Genomic DNA, 16,715 nt, shown 5'->3' with positions numbered 1-16,715 from the left:
ATCGGCCTTATTTCTGAAACAAATAAAAAAGCCTTTCCTGAAACGGAAAGGCTTGATCTTCAGTTTTAATGCTGAATTATTTTCTCTTCATCACTTTTTCACAAGCGCTGACGATGGCCTTTGCGTTCAGACCGTACTTATCCATTAATTGTGCCGGAGTTCCGCTTTCCCCAAAAGTATCCTGGGTAGCAACGAATTCCTGAGGTGTTGGCTGATGTTGAGAAAGGGTTCTTGCAACGCTTTCCCCCAGACCTCCAAGATAGTTGTGTTCTTCAGCAGTCACGATGCAGCCGGTTTTTTTAACCGATTCTAAAATGGCTTTTTCGTCCAGTGGTTTGATCGTATGCATATCGATCACTTCGGCACTGATACCTTTTTCGTTCAGCTCTACGGCTGCCTGAACTGCTTCCCAAACCAGGTGACCGGTTGCAACGATCGTGACATCGGTTCCTTCATATAATTTTACTGCTTTACCAATCTCAAATTTCTGGTCTTCCGGAGTAAAATTGGCCACTTTTGGTCTTCCGAAACGAAGGTAAACCGGCCCTTCGTGTTCTGCGATAGCGATAGTGGCGGCTTTCGTCTGGTTGTAATCACAGGTATTGATGACGGTCATCCCTGGAAGCATTTTCATCAAGCCGATGTCTTCTAAAATCTGGTGAGTTGCACCGTCTTCTCCAAGGGTTACCCCGGAGTGGGATGCACAGATCTTTACATTTTTCCCGGAATAGGCAATGCTTTGCCTGATCTGGTCGTACACACGACCGGTCGCAAAATTGGCAAAAGTCCCGGCAAAAGGAATTTTTCCGCCAATGGTCAGCCCGGCAGCCATTCCCATCATGTTGGCCTCTGCAATACCAACCTGGAAAAAGCGCTCTGGATTTTCATCGATGAAATCCTGCATTTTTAATGAACCGATCAAATCAGCACAAAGGGCTACTACATTTGGATTCGTGCGTCCCAGTTCGGTAAGCCCATCACCAAAACCTGAACGTGTATCTTTACTTCCTGTATTTTTATATTCTTTCATAATGTTCTTTTTGAAGGGAGATTAATAATCGCCTAAAGTTTCAGGGTTTTGAGAAAGTGCGTTTTCCAGCTGCTCATCATTTGGAGCTTTACCATGCCAGGCATGCGTATGCATCATGAAATCCACACCATGTCCCATCACTGTATGCATCAGGATACAAACTGGTTTGCCTTTGCCGGTTCTGGTTTTAGCTTCCTGAAGCCCTTTGATCACCTGCTCAATATCATTCCCGTCTTCAATTTCCATTACATCCCAACCAAAAGCCTCGAATTTAGCGCGAAGATTACCCATTGGTAGAACGGTTTCCGTACTTCCGTCAATTTGCTGTCCGTTAAGATCTACAGTAGCGATTAGGTTATCTACACCTTTTGCTGAAGCGTACATGATCGCCTCCCAGTTTTGTCCCTCCTGAAGTTCCCCGTCTCCGTGGAGCGAGAAGATCAGATGTTTATCTTTATTCAGTTTTTTTGCCTGAGCAGCGCCGATAGCCACACTCATTCCCTGGCCCAGCGATCCTGAAGCCACCCGTATTCCCGGTAAGCCTTCGTGAGTGGTTGGGTGTCCCTGTAGCCTGGAGTCGATCAGTCTAAAAGTACTCAGTTCTTCTACAGGGAAATAACCGGTGCGAGCCAGCACGCTGTAAAATACTGGTGAAATATGGCCATTTGAAAGGAAGAACAGGTCTTCCCCATTTCCGTCCATATTGAAATCTGGATGGTGATCCATCACTTCTTTATAGAGCGCCGTGAAAAATTCGGTACAACCTAAAGATCCACCGGGGTGCCCCGAATTCACCTTATGCACCATTCGTAAAATATCCCGCCTAACCTGGGTGGCAAAATCCTGTAATTCTTTGATTTCTGGCATTTTTTATCGTGTTGTTTAACTGCAAACAAAAATAGGTTTTCTAAAATCTTTAGCCAAGTGCAACTATTGCAGTTATCAACTTTTTTGTCACTTTACTAACACGAATGCGTTGGTTTCATTCAATTTGCACTTAACTTCAGTATCTTTGCGCCCATTAAAGCGTACTATGAAATTTGAACTGAAAGGCAAAGATACGGGAAGCAAGGCTCGAGCCGGTAAGATCACAACCGATCATGGGGTGATCGAAACGCCCATTTTTATGCCGGTTGGAACGGTGGCTTCTGTGAAAGGAGTGCACCAGACAGAACTGAAAGAAGACATTAATCCTGATATTATCCTCGGGAACACCTATCATCTATATCTCAGGCCGCAAACCAATATTCTGAAAAAAGCCGGTGGACTTCATAAATTCATGAACTGGGACCGTAATATCCTTACTGATAGTGGTGGCTACCAGGTTTATTCCCTTTCCGCCAGGCGAAAGATCAAGGAGGAAGGAGTGAAGTTTAAATCGCACATCGATGGTTCCTATCATACTTTTACTCCAGAAAACGTCATGGAAATTCAGCGCGCAATAGGTGCCGATATTATCATGGCTTTTGACGAATGTACGCCCTATCCCTGCGATTATCACTATGCCAAAAGATCCATGCATATGACACATCGCTGGCTGGATCGTTGTATGACCCATCTAAAAAAGACTCCCGAGCTATACGGCTACAGCCAGACCTTGTTTCCTATCGTTCAGGGAAGCACCTATAAAGATCTGCGGATGGAATCTGCGGAATATATCGCCAATGCCGGAGCTGAAGGAAATGCGATCGGCGGACTTTCAGTAGGGGAACCCGCGGAAGAGATGTATGCCATGACTGAAGTGGTGACCAATATTCTTCCGGAAGATAAGCCGCGCTACCTGATGGGCGTTGGAACACCCATCAATATTCTGGAAAATATCGCGTTAGGAGTCGATATGTTCGATTGTGTGATGCCTACCCGTAATGGCCGAAATGGAATGCTGTTTACGGCTCACGGGACCATCAACATCAAAAACAAAAAGTGGGAAGACGATTTTTCGCCTTTGGATGAAGAAGGAACTTCATTTGTAGATACGATGTACAGCAAGGCTTACGTTCGGCATTTATTTTCAGTAAATGAAATGCTTGGCAGGCAAATTGCGAGCATTCATAACCTGGCTTTTTATCTTTGGTTGGTAAGAGAGGCAAGAAAACATATCTTAGCCGGAGATTTTACCCCCTGGAAGGATAAGATGGTAAAACAAATGGATAAACGATTATAATCCGGGAACTTGAAGATTCTTGACTGGTACATTCTGAAACGCTATCTGGGAACTTTTCTCACGATGCTTTTCCTATTTATTCCTATCGGGATTACCGTAAATCTTGCGGAAAAGATCGATAAGATCCTGGAAAACCAGGTGCCCTTCATGGAGGTGGTGTATTATTATTTCGATTTCATCATCTATTTTGCCAATCTCTTATTCCCAATTTTCCTGTTCCTTTCAGTGATCTGGTTCACGTCAAAACTGGCGATGAATACCGAAATTATCGCCTATCTGAGCAGTGGAGTTTCATTCTATCGTTTTCTAAGACCGTACCTGATCGGGGCGACGATCGTATGCCTTGGAGCGCTGGCCAGTTCCATGTATCTCGCGCCACAGGCGAATAAAGGCTATAATGAATTTATTTATCAGTACCTGAAAAAAGGGAAGGAGGCCCAGGAAACCAGCGATGTTTACCGGCAGATCAATGATCAGGAATTCATTTACGCGAGTCATTTTCAGCCTAAATCACAATCGGCCAGGAATTTCACATTGGAGCATTTTGAAAATAACGAACTGAAGTTCAAGCTCAGCGCATCGACCTTGAAATGGGAAGAAGAAGACAGTTTATATCATTTAAAGCGGGTAGACAAGAGAATTGTGGGGAAGGAGCGGGACAGTATTCTGTATCTACGAACCCTGGATACCCTTCTTCCGTTCGAATTTGATGAACTCACTCCTGAAAATTATATCGCGGAAACCCTTAATTTCACCGAACTCAACGATTTTATTGAAAAAGAACAACGCAGAGGCTCCGGTAACATCAATCGTTATTTGGTAGTGGCCTATAAAAGATGGAGTATTCCCGTTTCAGCTTTCATTCTTACCATTATTGCGGTAGCGGTTTCGTCGTTTAAAAGAAGGGGCGGAATGGGCGTGAACCTGGCAGTGGGGATTTCACTGGCATTTGTCTATGTTTTCTTCGACAAGGTCTTCGGAACTATCGCGGAACAATCTACTTTTTCTCCATTTTTGGCGGTTTGGTTCCCTAATTTTGTTTTCGGGCTCCTCGCAGTAGTGCTATTACTACGAGCCAAGCGCTAATCTCAAAACTTCTGAAGAAATTTAAGACCGAACGGGAATCCATCCCTTTAAAAGTTATTATATTTGTAGGCTGTAAAATTAAATACCATACCCAACTATGGAATATTTAGATTTTGAACAACCTATTAAGGAGTTAGAAGATCAGTATAAAAAAGCTTGCAATATCGGTGAAGAGAGTGAGGTAGACGTAACGGCGACCTGCAAGCAAATCGAGAAGAAACTTAAAGAGAAAAAGAAGGAAATCTATAAAAATCTCACGCCCTGGCAAAGGGTTCAGATCTCGCGCCATCCCAACCGCCCATATACATTAGATTACATTCATGCTATTTGTGGAGACACCTTCCTGGAGCTGCATGGAGATCGAAATGTACGCGATGACAAGGCGATGATCGGTGGTCTGGGGAAAATTGGTGACCAGAGCTATATGTTCATTGGTCAGCAAAAAGGTTACAATACCAAAACCCGCCAGTATCGCAATTTTGGAATGGCAAATCCAGAAGGTTACCGGAAGGCACTTCGCCTGATGAAATCTGCGGAAAAATTCAATATTCCTGTAGTGTGTTTTGTAGATACCCCGGGAGCTTATCCTGGCCTGGAAGCTGAAGAGCGCGGACAGGGAGAAGCCATCGCCCGAAATATCCTGGAAATGACCAGGCTTGAAGTTCCAATTATCGTGGTGATCATTGGGGAAGGAGCCAGTGGCGGAGCATTAGGAATTGGAGTGGGAGACAAGGTGATGATGCTGGAAAATACGTGGTATTCGGTTATTTCTCCGGAATCCTGTTCTTCCATTCTTTGGAGAAGCTGGGATTATAAAGAGCAGGCGGCAGAAGCTTTAAAACTTACCGCCACCGATATGAAAAAGCAGAAACTGATCGATGAGATCATTAAAGAACCGCTTGGTGGTGCGCACGGCAATCGCGACGAGATTTTTGATACGGTAAAATCTTCAATTTCTCAAGCTTATGATGATTTGAAAAACTTATCACCAAAGGAGCGTATCGAAAAAAGAATGGACAAGTACCTGGCAATGGGTGTGTTCGACGGATAGATTCTTTGTTTATAAAACGTCTTTGAAAATCCGGAATTTTCTTTCCGGATTTTTTTATCTTATTAACAGAAAATAAAACTTATCAACATCCAATTTGTTGATGACCTGTGAAGGAAGTTCGGCCGCATTTTTTAAGATTGCATTAACAAATTGGTTACTTTCGTTATATGGAAAAAATCACCTCCCCTCAAAGTATTTCTTATAAAAAGCAAAATGTCGTAAGCCTGGAAAAAGGCAAGATACCTCCGCAAGCTATTGATTTAGAGGAGGTTGTTCTGGGTGCGATGATGATTGATAAGAAAGGGGTCGATGAGATCATCGACATCCTTCATGCGGATGCTTTTTATAAAAACGCCCACAAACTCATATACGGCGCCGTTAAAAAGCTTTTTGATAATTCTGAGGCAATTGACTTATTAACCGTTTCCAACCAGCTGAAAAAGGATGGAAATTTTGATAAGGCTGGGGGAGATTATTATTTGATTCAGCTTACCCAGAAAGTATCCTCTTCCGCGCATATCGAATTTCACGCTAGGATCATTCTTCAGAAATATATTCAACGGAGCCTGATCAAGATTTCCAGTGAGATCATTGAGGAAGCTTATGATGAAGGAACCGATGTTTTTGATCTGCTGGACAACGCGGAGGCAAAACTCTATGAAGTAACACAGGGGAACATTCAGCGTTCCACGGAAACTGCCCAGAGTTTGGTCATGCAGGCGAAGAAAAAGATCCAGGAAATCTCCAATAAGGAAGGTTTAAGTGGTATTCCTTCAGGATTCGAAAAATTGGATGAACTTACTTCCGGTTGGCAACCTTCAGATTTGATCATCGTGGCGGCACGACCAGGTATGGGTAAAACGGCTTTAACGCTTTCGATGGCCAGAAACATGGCGGTAGACCAAAGTGTTCCCGTAGCATTCTTCTCCCTGGAAATGTCCTCGGTACAGTTGATTACCCGTTTGATTTCTTCGGAAACCGGGCTTTCTTCGGAAAAACTTCGTACCGGTAAACTCGAACAGCACGAATGGGAACAATTAAACGTGAAGGTAAAAGATCTGGAAAAAGCACCGCTTTTTATCGATGATACACCTTCCCTGTCTATTTTCGATCTTCGTGCGAAAGCAAGACGTCTCGCTTCCCAACACGGCATTCGCCTGATCGTAATTGACTACCTTCAGCTGATGACCGCCGGAGGAAGCCAGAAGGGAGGAAACAGGGAGCAGGAAATTTCTACGATATCACGTAACCTGAAAGCCCTGGCAAAAGAATTGAGCGTTCCGGTGATCGCTCTTTCACAGCTTTCACGTGCGGTGGAAACCCGTGGAGGGAGTAAAAGACCTTTACTGTCTGACCTTAGGGAATCTGGGGCGATCGAGCAGGATGCGGATATCGTTTCGTTCATTTACCGTCCTGAATATTATAAAATTGAAGAATGGGATGATGAGGAACGAACGCCTACACAAGGGCAGGCAGAATTCATCGTAGCGAAGCACCGTAATGGTGGTTTGGAAAATATCAGGCTGAAATTCATTGGAGAACTCGGTAAATTTGATAATTTAGAAGACTTCAGTTTTCCTTCTGAAATTCCTTCCAGGATGAACAGTGGGGATGATGACGACGGTTTCGGAAATCATAATCTGCCAAACCCGAGTGCAGATGAAGCTTTTGGCAGTTCCATGAACGATTTTGATGATGACAACGACGTACCATTTTAAAGGCTCAGAAAAATTCTATAAGAACATATTGTTTAAAAATAATAGCAGCAGACTTTTCAGTAAAAAAAGTCTGCTGTTTTTGTTTCTATGGCTAACAGTTTTTTCAGCACAGGCTTCCAGGATTCTGATCCCGATGGATGCCGAAAGCCAAGGAGATCACCTGAAAGCTTATGGAATCGTGTATTATGCGCTGGAAAATCAGTTAAAAGTAACCTGGTTGTTGAACTATCGAGGGGGGGCTTTTTTAATTTCCGATGCACAGAACCTTCAGAAGGAATGCCAGATTCGAGGAGTGGATTATGAACAGGTCAGTGATGCTAAGGCCACTTCGATATTAGAAGAAATTAATAGCCCAGCGAAAAATATGGAAGCCGTGGAACTGGAAAAAGCCCCGAAGATCGCAGTCTATTCTCCACAAGGCAATAAACCCTGGGATGACGCCGTAACTATGGCACTGACTTATGCAGAGATTCCGTATAAAACCATTTATGATCGGGAGGTGCTTGCAGATGGTTTGTTATTGTATGACTGGCTGCACCTGCACCACGAGGATTTCACGGGGCAGTACGGAAAATTTTATGCCGCTTTTCGAACGACTCCATGGTATATACAGGATAAAAAAGATGCGGAAGCACTTGCGGCAGACCTGGGATATTCAAAGGTTTCCGAAGAAAAACTGGCAGTTGCAACCAAAATCAGGGATTTTGTAATTGGCGGTGGATTTATGTTTGCCATGTGCAGCGCGACCGATAGTTTTGATATTGCACTTTCAGCAAACGGCGTGGATATCTGTGAGCCTATGTTTGATGGTGATCCAAGCGAACCCGGATACCAGTCAAAAATTGACTTCGGAAATACTTTTGCTTTTAAAGATTTTCAGTTGGAGCGAAACCCGATGGTCTATGAATTTTCAGATATAGATATGACTACGAAAAGAAATATCGCTGCGGAAAATGACTATTTTACCCTAATGGATTATTCGGCTAAATGGGACGTGGTACCAACGATGCTTACGCAAAATCATACCCGTTTGGTCAAAGGATTTATGGGCCAGACAACCAGTTTTGATCCTGATTTAATCAAACCTGGCGTTCTGATTATGGGAGAATGTAAATTGAATGGTGAGGCGCGTTACATACATGGCGTCAAAGGCAAGGGTTTTTTTACTTTTTACGGCGGGCACGACCCGGAAGATTATGAACATCGGGTTGGGGATCCTAAAACCGAGCTCGAGCTGCATCCTAATTCTCCCGGTTATCGCTTAATACTGAATAATGTTCTCTTTCCGGCGGCCAAGAAAAAACCACAAAAAACCTAATAATGCAGTCTATTATAAAACTGGTTGTAATTGGTTTTTTTTTGATGACAGCTCAATATTCTGGCGCTCAGGAATTATATCAAATTCCGGAAAACACTACCACTGGCTGGTCCAGTTTTGAAAACCCTAAGGCTGAAAAGGGTGAGGGAGGTAAAGAGAACAAAGGAGCAAAAGGTCATGCCTTTAATCAGATCAGGGCGGGGGAATCAATAGATCTGCTAAATATTGAAGGGAGCGGAGTGGTAAACCGCATCTGGATGACTTTCAGTGATCGTAGTCCGGAGATATTACGATCTTTGGTGATAGAAATGTATTGGGATCAAAAAGAGAAGCCTGCAGTTTCAGTTCCTATCGGCGATTTCTTCGGAATTGGACTCGGGAAGCGCGTGCCGTTTGAAAGCGTTTTTTTTACCGATCCTGAAGGGCGCTCGTTTAATTGCTATATTCCAATGCCTTTTAAAACTGCCGCGAGGATTGTTGTGAGAAATGAATCAGATAAAGATCTTGGCGCGCTCTTTTATGATATTAATTTCAGTAGAAAGCATTTTGACCATAAGATAAGCTATTTCCATGCTTACTGGCACAGGGAGATGGAAACAGAACTCGGAAAGGATTTTGAAATTCTTCCGAAGATCTCCGGAAAAGGACGTTTCTTAGGAACTAATATCGGGGTGAAAACAGCCGAGTCTTATGAAGATACCTGGTTTGGCGAAGGAGAGGTAAAGATGTATATTGACGGGGACTCAGATTATCCAAGTTTGGTAGGTTCGGGAACGGAAGATTATATAGGTACTGCATACGGTCAGGGTGCTTTTTCACATCAATTCCAAGGATCGCCGATAGCTGATGCGAAAAAGGGTCTTTTTGCTTTTTACAGATATCATCAGCCCGATCCTGTTTATTTCTACAATGACATTAGGGTAACAATTCAGCAAATTGGAGGAGCTCCGAAAGAAAAGGTTCTGGAAATGGCTAACAGGGGAGTCGCTCTAAAACCTATCACGATAGATTCGCGAGATGGTTTTGTGAAATTGCTAGAAGGCGATTTTGACGACCTGGAAGATCCATCTTTACCTGATGGATGGACCAATTTTTATCGAAGTGATGATGTATCAGCCACAGCTTATTTTTATTTAGATAAGCCAGTTTCAGAGTTACCAGCTTTGCAGAAACTTGAGGAGAGATTGATTCAGTCAGAATAAGATGTAAGAATTATGAGAATATTTCAGAAGGAAATACGGTTAAAGGCGAGACCAAGGGGATTCCATTTGGTAACAGATGAAATAGTGAGTCAATTTTCAGAAATATCAAAAATTGAAGCGGGGTTTCTTCAGGTCTTTATCAAACATACTTCAGCAAGTCTCACAATTAATGAGAATGCTGATCCTAGTGTTCGCGAAGATTTTGAATCTCATTTTAATAAAATGGTTCCGGAAAATCAGCCATACTACAAACATACATTGGAAGGTCCCGATGATATGCCGGCACATATCAAAACTGCTTTAACTGGAATTTCTCTACAAATTCCAATAACCAATGGTAAGTTAAATCTGGGAACTTGGCAGGGAATTTATCTCTGCGAACATCGCGATCATGGTGGCGCAAGAAAACTGGTTTTGACGGCCTATGGAAAATAAAAAATCCCGCCGGAGCGGGATTTTTCGATAAGAGAGTATAATCGTTTATTTTACTTTTTCTACAATCGCTTTAAAAGCTTCTGGGTTGTTCATCGCCAAATCGGCAAGAACCTTACGGTTCAAATCGATATTGCTGGCTTTCAATTTCCCCATAAATTGAGAATAAGACATCCCGCTCATTCTTGCAGCCGCGTTGATACGCATGATCCACAAGGAACGGAAATTACGTTTTTTAGCTTTACGGTCTCTGTAAGCATATAACATTGCTTTGTCAACCGCGTTTTTGGCTACTGTCCACACGTTTTTACGACGTCCGAAGTAACCTTTGGCTTGCTTAAGAACTTTTTTTCTACGAGCTCTTTTCGCAACAGAATTTACTGATCTTGGCATAATTTTACTTTTTTTGTAGCAGGCGACCGTTTCCGGTACTTTTAAAACAGTTTTCTAATTTTTAACTGTTTTGCCGCACTCCATGGTTAAACATTAATTGAAACCTGAATTGCTTCAGTTTACTTCAAACGTAACTGAAGTTTCACATTTTCCTTATCTGCATCATGTACCAAAGTACTGTGAGTTAAGGCTAGCTTACGTTTCTTAGACTTCTTGGTTAAGATGTGACTTTTGAACGCGTGCTTTCTTTTAATTTTTCCGGTACCAGTTAGCTTAAAGCGTTTTTTGGCACTGGATTTCGTTTTCATTTTAGGCATTTCAGTCCTTCTTTTATAATTAACTCTCTTATTTTCTTATTTCGTTGTTTTCTTTGGAGCCATGAACATCGTCATTCTCTTTCCTTCCAACTTCGGCATTTGCTCCACTTTTCCGTATTCTTCCAGATCCTGGGCCAGACGTAGCAATAAGATTTCCCCTTTGTCCTTGAATACGATCGAGCGACCTTTGAAAAATACGAAGGCTTTCAATTTGGCACCCTCCTTTAAGAATTTCTCCGCATTACGTTTTTTAAATTCGTAATCGTGATCATCTGTATTTGGTCCAAATCTAATCTCCTTGACCACCACTTTCGTAGCTTTGGCCTTCATGGCTTTCTCACGCTTCTTCTGTTCGTAAAGGAATTTTTTATAATCCATTACCTTTACAACAGGTGGTTCAGCATTTGGAGAAATCTCTACCAGATCAAGTCCCATTTCCTGTGCAAGCGACAGGGCTTGTCTGGCAGGAATTACCTGCATTTCTACATTGTCACCAACCAGACGCACTTTATCGGCTCTGATCTTTTCATTAATTCGGTGTTGCTCTTCTTTTTGTCTCCCGAATTTATTCGGTTTTTTCCTTCTTATTGCTATGGCTATAAATTTTAATTAAACTTCAGTTTCAAAAGGTTTCAAGGTACTATTGATTTCGGTATTTATCAAATTTGCAAAATCTTCTACGCTCATCGTTCCCAAATCTCCTTCGCTATGTTTTCGTACAGAAACCGTACCATCCTTCTCTTCCTGCTCACCTACTATCAGCATATACGGGAATTTTTGCACTTCGGCTTCCCTGATTTTCTTGCCAATAGTCTCATTCCTGTTGTCTACAAGGGCGCGAATTTCGTTATTTTCAAGCAAAGTTAAAACTTTTTGGGAGTATTTTTCATATTTCTCACTGAGAGAGAGAATGATAGCCTGCTCGGGCATTAACCATAAAGGGAAGTTCCCACCGGTGTGTTCCAGTAAGATAGCTACAAAACGCTCCATACTTCCGAAAGGTGCTCGGTGAATCATCACCGGGCGGTGTTCCTCGTTATCACTACCTTTATAGGTAAGATCAAAACGTTCTGGCAGGTTGTAATCTACCTGAATGGTTCCAAGCTGCCAGCTTCGTCCAAGGGCATCTTTCACCATGAAGTCCAGTTTTGGTCCGTAGAAAGCCGCTTCACCGGTTTCTACTACGTAATTCAAACCTTTTTCCTTGGCGGCATTCAGGATCGCATTTTCAGCTTTTTCCCAAACTTCGTCGCTTCCTATATATTTATCCTTATTCTCGGGATCGCGTAATGATACCTGTGCCGTAAAATTTTCAAAACCTAAAGATGAGAATACATATAAGGTAAGATCAATTACTTTTTTAAATTCTTCATCCAATTGGTCTGGTGTACAGAAAAGGTGTGCGTCATCCTGTGTAAAACCACGAACTCGGGTAAGTCCGTGCAATTCTCCACTTTGTTCGTAGCGATAAACTGTTCCGAATTCCGCAAAACGCTTCGGAAGATCACGGTAGCTCCAGGAGGAAGATTTATAGATCTCACAATGATGCGGACAGTTCATTGGTTTCAGCAAAAATTCCTCTCCTTCATTAGGAGTATGAATCGGCTGAAAACTGTCTTCTCCATATTTAGCGTAATGACCGGAAGTGACATATAATTCTTTATGGCCGATATGTGGGGAAACCACCATTTCATATCCGGCTTTTTTCTGAGCTTTTTTCAGGAAATTTTCCAGGCGTTCACGCAAAGCGGCACCTTTTGGCAGCCATAGTGGCAGTCCCTGACCAACCTTTTGGGAAAAAGTGAATAATTCCAGCTCTTTTCCTAATTTACGATGATCCCGTTTTTTGGCTTCTTCTAATAAGGCAAGGTATTCTTTTAAGTCTTTTTGCTTCGGAAAGGAAATTCCATACACCCTTGTTAACTGAGGGTTGTTTTCGTCGCCTCGCCAGTAAGCTCCTGCAACGTTCATCAGTTTAACCGCTTTAATAATCCCGGTATTCGGAATATGTCCGCCGCGACATAGGTCTGTAAAGGTATCGTGATCGCAGAAAGTGATCGTTCCGTCCTCCAGATTTTCGATTAGTTCTACCTTAAAAGGATTGTTCTCTTTTTTATAGAAATTCAGCGCTTCATCTTTGGAAACAGCACGCATTTGGAAATCATGCTTTCCTCGGGCAATCTCCAGCATTCGATCTTCGATCTTTTTAAAGTCGGAATCTGAAATTTTATGCTCGCCAAAATCGACGTCATAATAAAACCCATTGTCGATTGCTGGTCCAATGCTTAGCTTGGCGCCGGGATACAGGTCTTGGATTGCCTGGGCCATCACGTGAGAAGAAGAATGCCAGAATGCCTTTTTTCCTTCTTCATCGTTCCACGTATAGAGTACAAGATCGCCGTCTTCGGTCAAAGGCGTTACCGTTTCAACCGTAGTTCCATTAAATTTTGCTGAAATGACATTTCTGGCCAGACCTTCACTGATGCTTTTTGCTACATCTATAGGAGTGGCTCCGTTTTCAAATTCTTTGATGCTGCCATCAGGCAGGGTGATCTTGATCATTTTTAATAATTTTTGAAGGCACAAAGATAAGGTGTTGGGATTGGTTGCGCAATATTGGAATGACTAATAATATTGTAGGTGTGGAGCCGGTTGAAAATTTATTTTTCTGAAACGCATTTCAGGTTCAGGGAGTTAGCATTAAAACTTAAAAATTTGCTAAAAAAGTTTATTGGAGATTTGGAAGAGTGTCTTTTTCTGTCTTATATTTGCACCCGCTTTCGCAGGAAAGTGTTGTTCATTGAGAGTTGGTTTTTTGCTGAGTTGTTGGGGGTGTAAGGAGAGGAAAGAAGAAAAAACAGCTGCTAAAAATTTTTTCAAAAAAGTTTTGGTGGAAAGCAAAAAACAGTTGTATATTTGCAGCCGCTTTGAAAAACAAGTGGTGTTGAAAAAAAGGAGCTGCCGTCGGGGCATGTAGAGGGGTTCGAGTCCTTAAGTTCTAACAAAGATGAAGATCATTGACATATTGAATTGACAGGGATTATATAGAGGTATATAATTCAGTGTATAAGAATTAAGACGAAACGTCAGACCTGAGCAATTTCTTGGTAGTTGTTACATTATATAAGAATTAACGATGAAGAGTTTGATCCTGGCTCAGGATGAACGCTAGCGGCAGGCCTAACACATGCAAGTCGAACGGTAACAGGAATTAGCTTGCTAATTTGCTGACGAGTGGCGCACGGGTGCGTAACGCGTATACAATCTGCCTTTAAGCGGGAAATAGCCCATGGAAACGTGGATTAATGTCCCATAGTATTATGGATTCACCTGGATTTATAATTAAACATTTATGGCTTAAAGATGAGTATGCGTCCTATTAGCTAGATGGTAAGGTAACGGCTTACCATGGCAACGATAGGTAGGGGTCCTGAGAGGGAGATCCCCCACACTGGTACTGAGACACGGACCAGACTCCTACGGGAGGCAGCAGTGAGGAATATTGGACAATGGAGGCAACTCTGATCCAGCCATGCCGCGTGCAGGAAGACTGCCCTATGGGTTGTAAACTGCTTTTATACAGGAAGAACCACACCTACGTGTAGGTGCTTGACGGTACTGTATGAATAAGGATCGGCTAACTCCGTGCCAGCAGCCGCGGTAATACGGAGGATCCAAGCGTTATCCGGAATCATTGGGTTTAAAGGGTCCGTAGGCGGGACAATAAGTCAGTGGTGAAAGTCTTCCGCTCAACGGGAGAATTGCCATTGATACTGTTGTTCTTGAATTAGTATGAAGTGGTTGGAATGAGTAGTGTAGCGGTGAAATGCATAGATATTACTCAGAACACCTATTGCGAAGGCAGATCACTAATACTATATTGACGCTGATGGACGAAAGCGTAGGTAGCGAACAGGATTAGATACCCTGGTAGTCTACGCCGTAAACGATGGTCACTAGCTGTCCGGCCTAATTGAGGGCTGGGTGGCTAAGCGAAAGTGATAAGTGACCCACCTGGGGAGTACGTTCGCAAGAATGAAACTCAAAGGAATTGACGGGGGCCCGCACAAGCGGTGGAGCATGTGGTTTAATTCGATGATACGCGAGGAACCTTACCAGGGCTTAAATGCAGTCTGACAGGAGTGGAAACACTCCCTTCTTCGGACAGATTGCAAGGTGCTGCATGGTTGTCGTCAGCTCGTGCCGTGAGGTGTCAGGTTAAGTCCTATAACGAGCGCAACCCCTTTCGTTAGTTGCCAGCGAGTCATGTCGGGAACTCTAGCGAGACTGCCGGTGCAAACCGTGAGGAAGGTGGGGATGACGTCAAATCATCACGGCCCTTACGTCCTGGGCCACACACGTGCTACAATGGTAGGGACAGAGGGCAGCTACCCCGCGAGGGGATGCGAATCTTTAAACCCTATCACAGTTCGGATCGCAGTCTGCAACTCGACTGCGTGAAGCTGGAATCGCTAGTAATCGCACATCAGCCATGGTGCGGTGAATACGTTCCCGGGCCTTGTACACACCGCCCGTCAAGCCATGGAAGCCGGGGGTACCTGAAGTCCGTCACCGTAAGGAGCGGCCTAGGGTAAAACTGGTAACTGGGGCTAAGTCGTAACAAGGTAGCCGTACCGGAAGGTGCGGCTGGAACACCTCCTTTCTAGAGCCAAGCTGTACTTATAAACAGCCAGCGCAATTACCAGATAGGGAGTTGTTACTAACAGAGAAGACCTCTTTGGTCTTGATTCTTATACTGTCAATTTGATTATATGTGAGATGTATACTGTATAAAGTATGCTGTATATGGAAGTTTTTTTCTGATACATTATACAATTGACCTTATACATGACACAAAGGACAGTCTCATAGCTCAGCTGGTTAGAGCGCTACACTGATAATGTAGAGGTCGGCAGTTCGAGTCTGCCTGAGACTACTTAAGAAGTAATTTTTTAAGCCTTAGGGCGAAAAGGGAATTACGAAGTTCATTAAAAGATATTGAAAGGAAATTTTAGAAGTTGGGTTTGTTACGAGTTGGAAAGACTCTTAACTCATAACTAAGAACTCATAACTGAAAAATGGGGGATTAGCTCAGCTGGCTAGAGCGCCTGCCTTGCACGCAGGAGGTCATCGGTTCGACTCCGATATTCTCCACCAAGTTTAGATGTTAGATGCTGGACTTGAGATGTTAGATTGTCTAATATCTCATATCTAAGATCTCAAATCTAGACAGAACGTTCATTGACATATTGAAGAAACAAATAATACGAGAGACGCTATTTAATTATAGATAGAATAATCTAAGGTAAATAAATACATTATAAAAGAAAGATCTAGAGATAGATCACGAGCATTAGAAGCAAAACGCATACAAGCTAGATAAGGGCGTATGGGGGATGCCTAGGCTCTCAGAGGCGAAGAAGGACGTGATAAGCTGCGAAAAGCTGCGGGGATTGGCACATACAAGTTGATCCGCAGATATCCGAATGGGGCAACCCACTTAGTTGAAGGCTAAGTATCCGCAAGGAGGCGAACCCGGGGAACTGAAACATCTAAGTACCCGGAGGAAGAGAAAACAATAGTGATTGCGCTAGTAGTGGCGAGCGAACGCGCAGTAGCCCAAACCAATGAGTTTACGGACTTATTGGGGTTGTAGGACTGCAATATAGATTGTATCATGAACTAGAATCATCTGGAAAGATGAGCCATAGACGGTGACAGCCCGGTATGGGTAAGTGCATATAATTTTAGCAGGATCCTGAGTAGTGCGGGGCACGTGAAACCCTGTATGAATCCGGCGGGACCATCCGCCAAGGCTAAATACTCCTGAGAGACCGATAGTGAACCAGTACCGTGAGGGAAAGGTGAAAAGAACCCTGAACAAGGGAGTGAAATAGAACCTGAAACCATACGCTTACAAGCGGTCGGAGCCCCTTTGGGGTGACGGCGTGCCTTTTGCATAATGAGCCTACGAGTTACCGTTTCCAGCAAGGTTAAGCACTTC

Annotated in this window: 13 protein-coding genes, 2 tRNA genes and 2 rRNA genes (1 of these 17 only partly in view); 11 read left to right on the top strand and 6 right to left on the bottom strand. The window is 43.2% G+C overall.

The genetic code is table 11. The annotated features are described in order from the left end of the window. Positions 1–76: 76 nt before the first annotated feature. Positions 77–1,030, bottom strand: coding sequence for a transketolase family protein (locus GRFL_RS02290; RefSeq protein ID WP_083643095.1), 954 nt, complete (start codon positions 1,028–1,030; stop codon positions 77–79). Between the two features lie 21 nt (positions 1,031–1,051). After that, positions 1,052–1,897, bottom strand: coding sequence for a transketolase (locus GRFL_RS02285; protein ID WP_083643093.1), 846 nt, complete (start codon positions 1,895–1,897; stop codon positions 1,052–1,054). Positions 1,898–2,063: 166 nt separating this feature from the next. On the opposite strand from GRFL_RS02285, the gene tgt reads away from it, so the two are divergent. From tgt to GRFL_RS02250, 7 genes are all read left to right on the top strand, one after another. Continuing rightward, positions 2,064–3,194 carry a tRNA guanosine(34) transglycosylase Tgt gene (tgt, locus tag GRFL_RS02280; RefSeq protein ID WP_083643092.1) on the top strand — a complete coding sequence of 377 codons (1,131 nt, stop codon included), beginning with the start codon at positions 2,064–2,066 and terminating at the stop codon, positions 3,192–3,194. 9 nt (positions 3,195–3,203) lie between these two features. Then, a complete protein-coding gene (locus GRFL_RS02275; protein WP_083643090.1) occupies positions 3,204–4,280 on the top strand; it encodes an LptF/LptG family permease in 1,077 nt (358 codons plus the stop codon). A gap of 97 nt (positions 4,281–4,377) precedes the next feature. Next, entirely contained in the window at positions 4,378–5,331 is a 954-nt protein-coding gene (locus GRFL_RS02270) for an acetyl-CoA carboxylase carboxyltransferase subunit alpha (protein ID WP_083643088.1), read from the top strand. 167 nt (positions 5,332–5,498) lie between these two features. Continuing rightward, entirely contained in the window at positions 5,499–7,049 is a 1,551-nt protein-coding gene (dnaB, locus tag GRFL_RS02265; protein ID WP_083643087.1) for a replicative DNA helicase, read from the top strand. Then, positions 7,024–8,367, top strand: coding sequence for an asparagine synthetase B (locus GRFL_RS02260; protein WP_236995863.1), 1,344 nt, complete (start codon positions 7,024–7,026; stop codon positions 8,365–8,367). Before dnaB ends, GRFL_RS02260 begins: the two co-directional genes overlap by 26 nt. Before the next feature lie 2 nt (positions 8,368–8,369). Next, positions 8,370–9,569, top strand: coding sequence for a glycoside hydrolase family 172 protein (locus GRFL_RS02255; RefSeq protein ID WP_083643085.1), 1,200 nt, complete (start codon positions 8,370–8,372; stop codon positions 9,567–9,569). A gap of 12 nt (positions 9,570–9,581) precedes the next feature. Then, complete coding sequence (locus GRFL_RS02250) at positions 9,582–10,004, top strand: secondary thiamine-phosphate synthase enzyme YjbQ (protein WP_083643083.1); 423 nt, start codon at positions 9,582–9,584, stop codon at positions 10,002–10,004. 45 nt (positions 10,005–10,049) lie between these two features. Here GRFL_RS02250 and rplT read toward each other — a convergent pair whose 3' ends face one another. From rplT to thrS, 4 genes are all read right to left on the bottom strand, one after another. Further along, positions 10,050–10,394, bottom strand: a complete 345-nt coding sequence (rplT, locus tag GRFL_RS02245) for a 50S ribosomal protein L20 (protein ID WP_083643081.1) — start codon at positions 10,392–10,394, stop codon at positions 10,050–10,052. 119 nt (positions 10,395–10,513) lie between these two features. Then, complete coding sequence (gene rpmI / locus GRFL_RS02240) at positions 10,514–10,711, bottom strand: 50S ribosomal protein L35 (protein WP_083643079.1); 198 nt, start codon at positions 10,709–10,711, stop codon at positions 10,514–10,516. A gap of 36 nt (positions 10,712–10,747) precedes the next feature. Then, positions 10,748–11,299 carry a translation initiation factor IF-3 gene (gene infC / locus GRFL_RS02235; protein WP_083643077.1) on the bottom strand — a complete coding sequence of 184 codons (552 nt, stop codon included), beginning with the start codon at positions 11,297–11,299 and terminating at the stop codon, positions 10,748–10,750. A 21-nt stretch (positions 11,300–11,320) separates the two neighbouring features. Next, the gene (gene thrS, locus GRFL_RS02230) at positions 11,321–13,273 is read right to left on the bottom strand and encodes a threonine--tRNA ligase (protein WP_083643075.1); all 1,953 of its coding nucleotides are present in this window, start codon (positions 13,271–13,273) and stop codon (positions 11,321–11,323) included. A gap of 571 nt (positions 13,274–13,844) precedes the next feature. Between thrS and GRFL_RS02225 the strand changes: the two genes are divergently transcribed. The 4 genes from GRFL_RS02225 to GRFL_RS02210 all read left to right on the top strand — a co-directional run. Then, a 16S ribosomal RNA gene (locus tag GRFL_RS02225) occupies positions 13,845–15,374 on the top strand. Between the two features lie 199 nt (positions 15,375–15,573). Beyond that, positions 15,574–15,647 (top strand) — tRNA-Ile (locus GRFL_RS02220). A 144-nt stretch (positions 15,648–15,791) separates the two neighbouring features. Further along, positions 15,792–15,868: transfer RNA gene (locus GRFL_RS02215), tRNA-Ala, on the top strand. 210 nt (positions 15,869–16,078) lie between these two features. After that, a 23S ribosomal RNA gene (locus GRFL_RS02210) occupies positions 16,079–16,715 on the top strand; it runs 2,194 nt beyond the window's last position. Together the 16S and 23S rRNA genes with 2 tRNA genes alongside form the textbook arrangement of a ribosomal RNA operon.

Origin of the sequence: Christiangramia flava JLT2011 (assembly GCF_001951155.1) — a bacterium.
GTDB lineage: Bacteria > Bacteroidota > Bacteroidia > Flavobacteriales > Flavobacteriaceae > Christiangramia > Christiangramia flava.
This window is presented reverse-complemented; position numbering and strand designations above follow the sequence as displayed.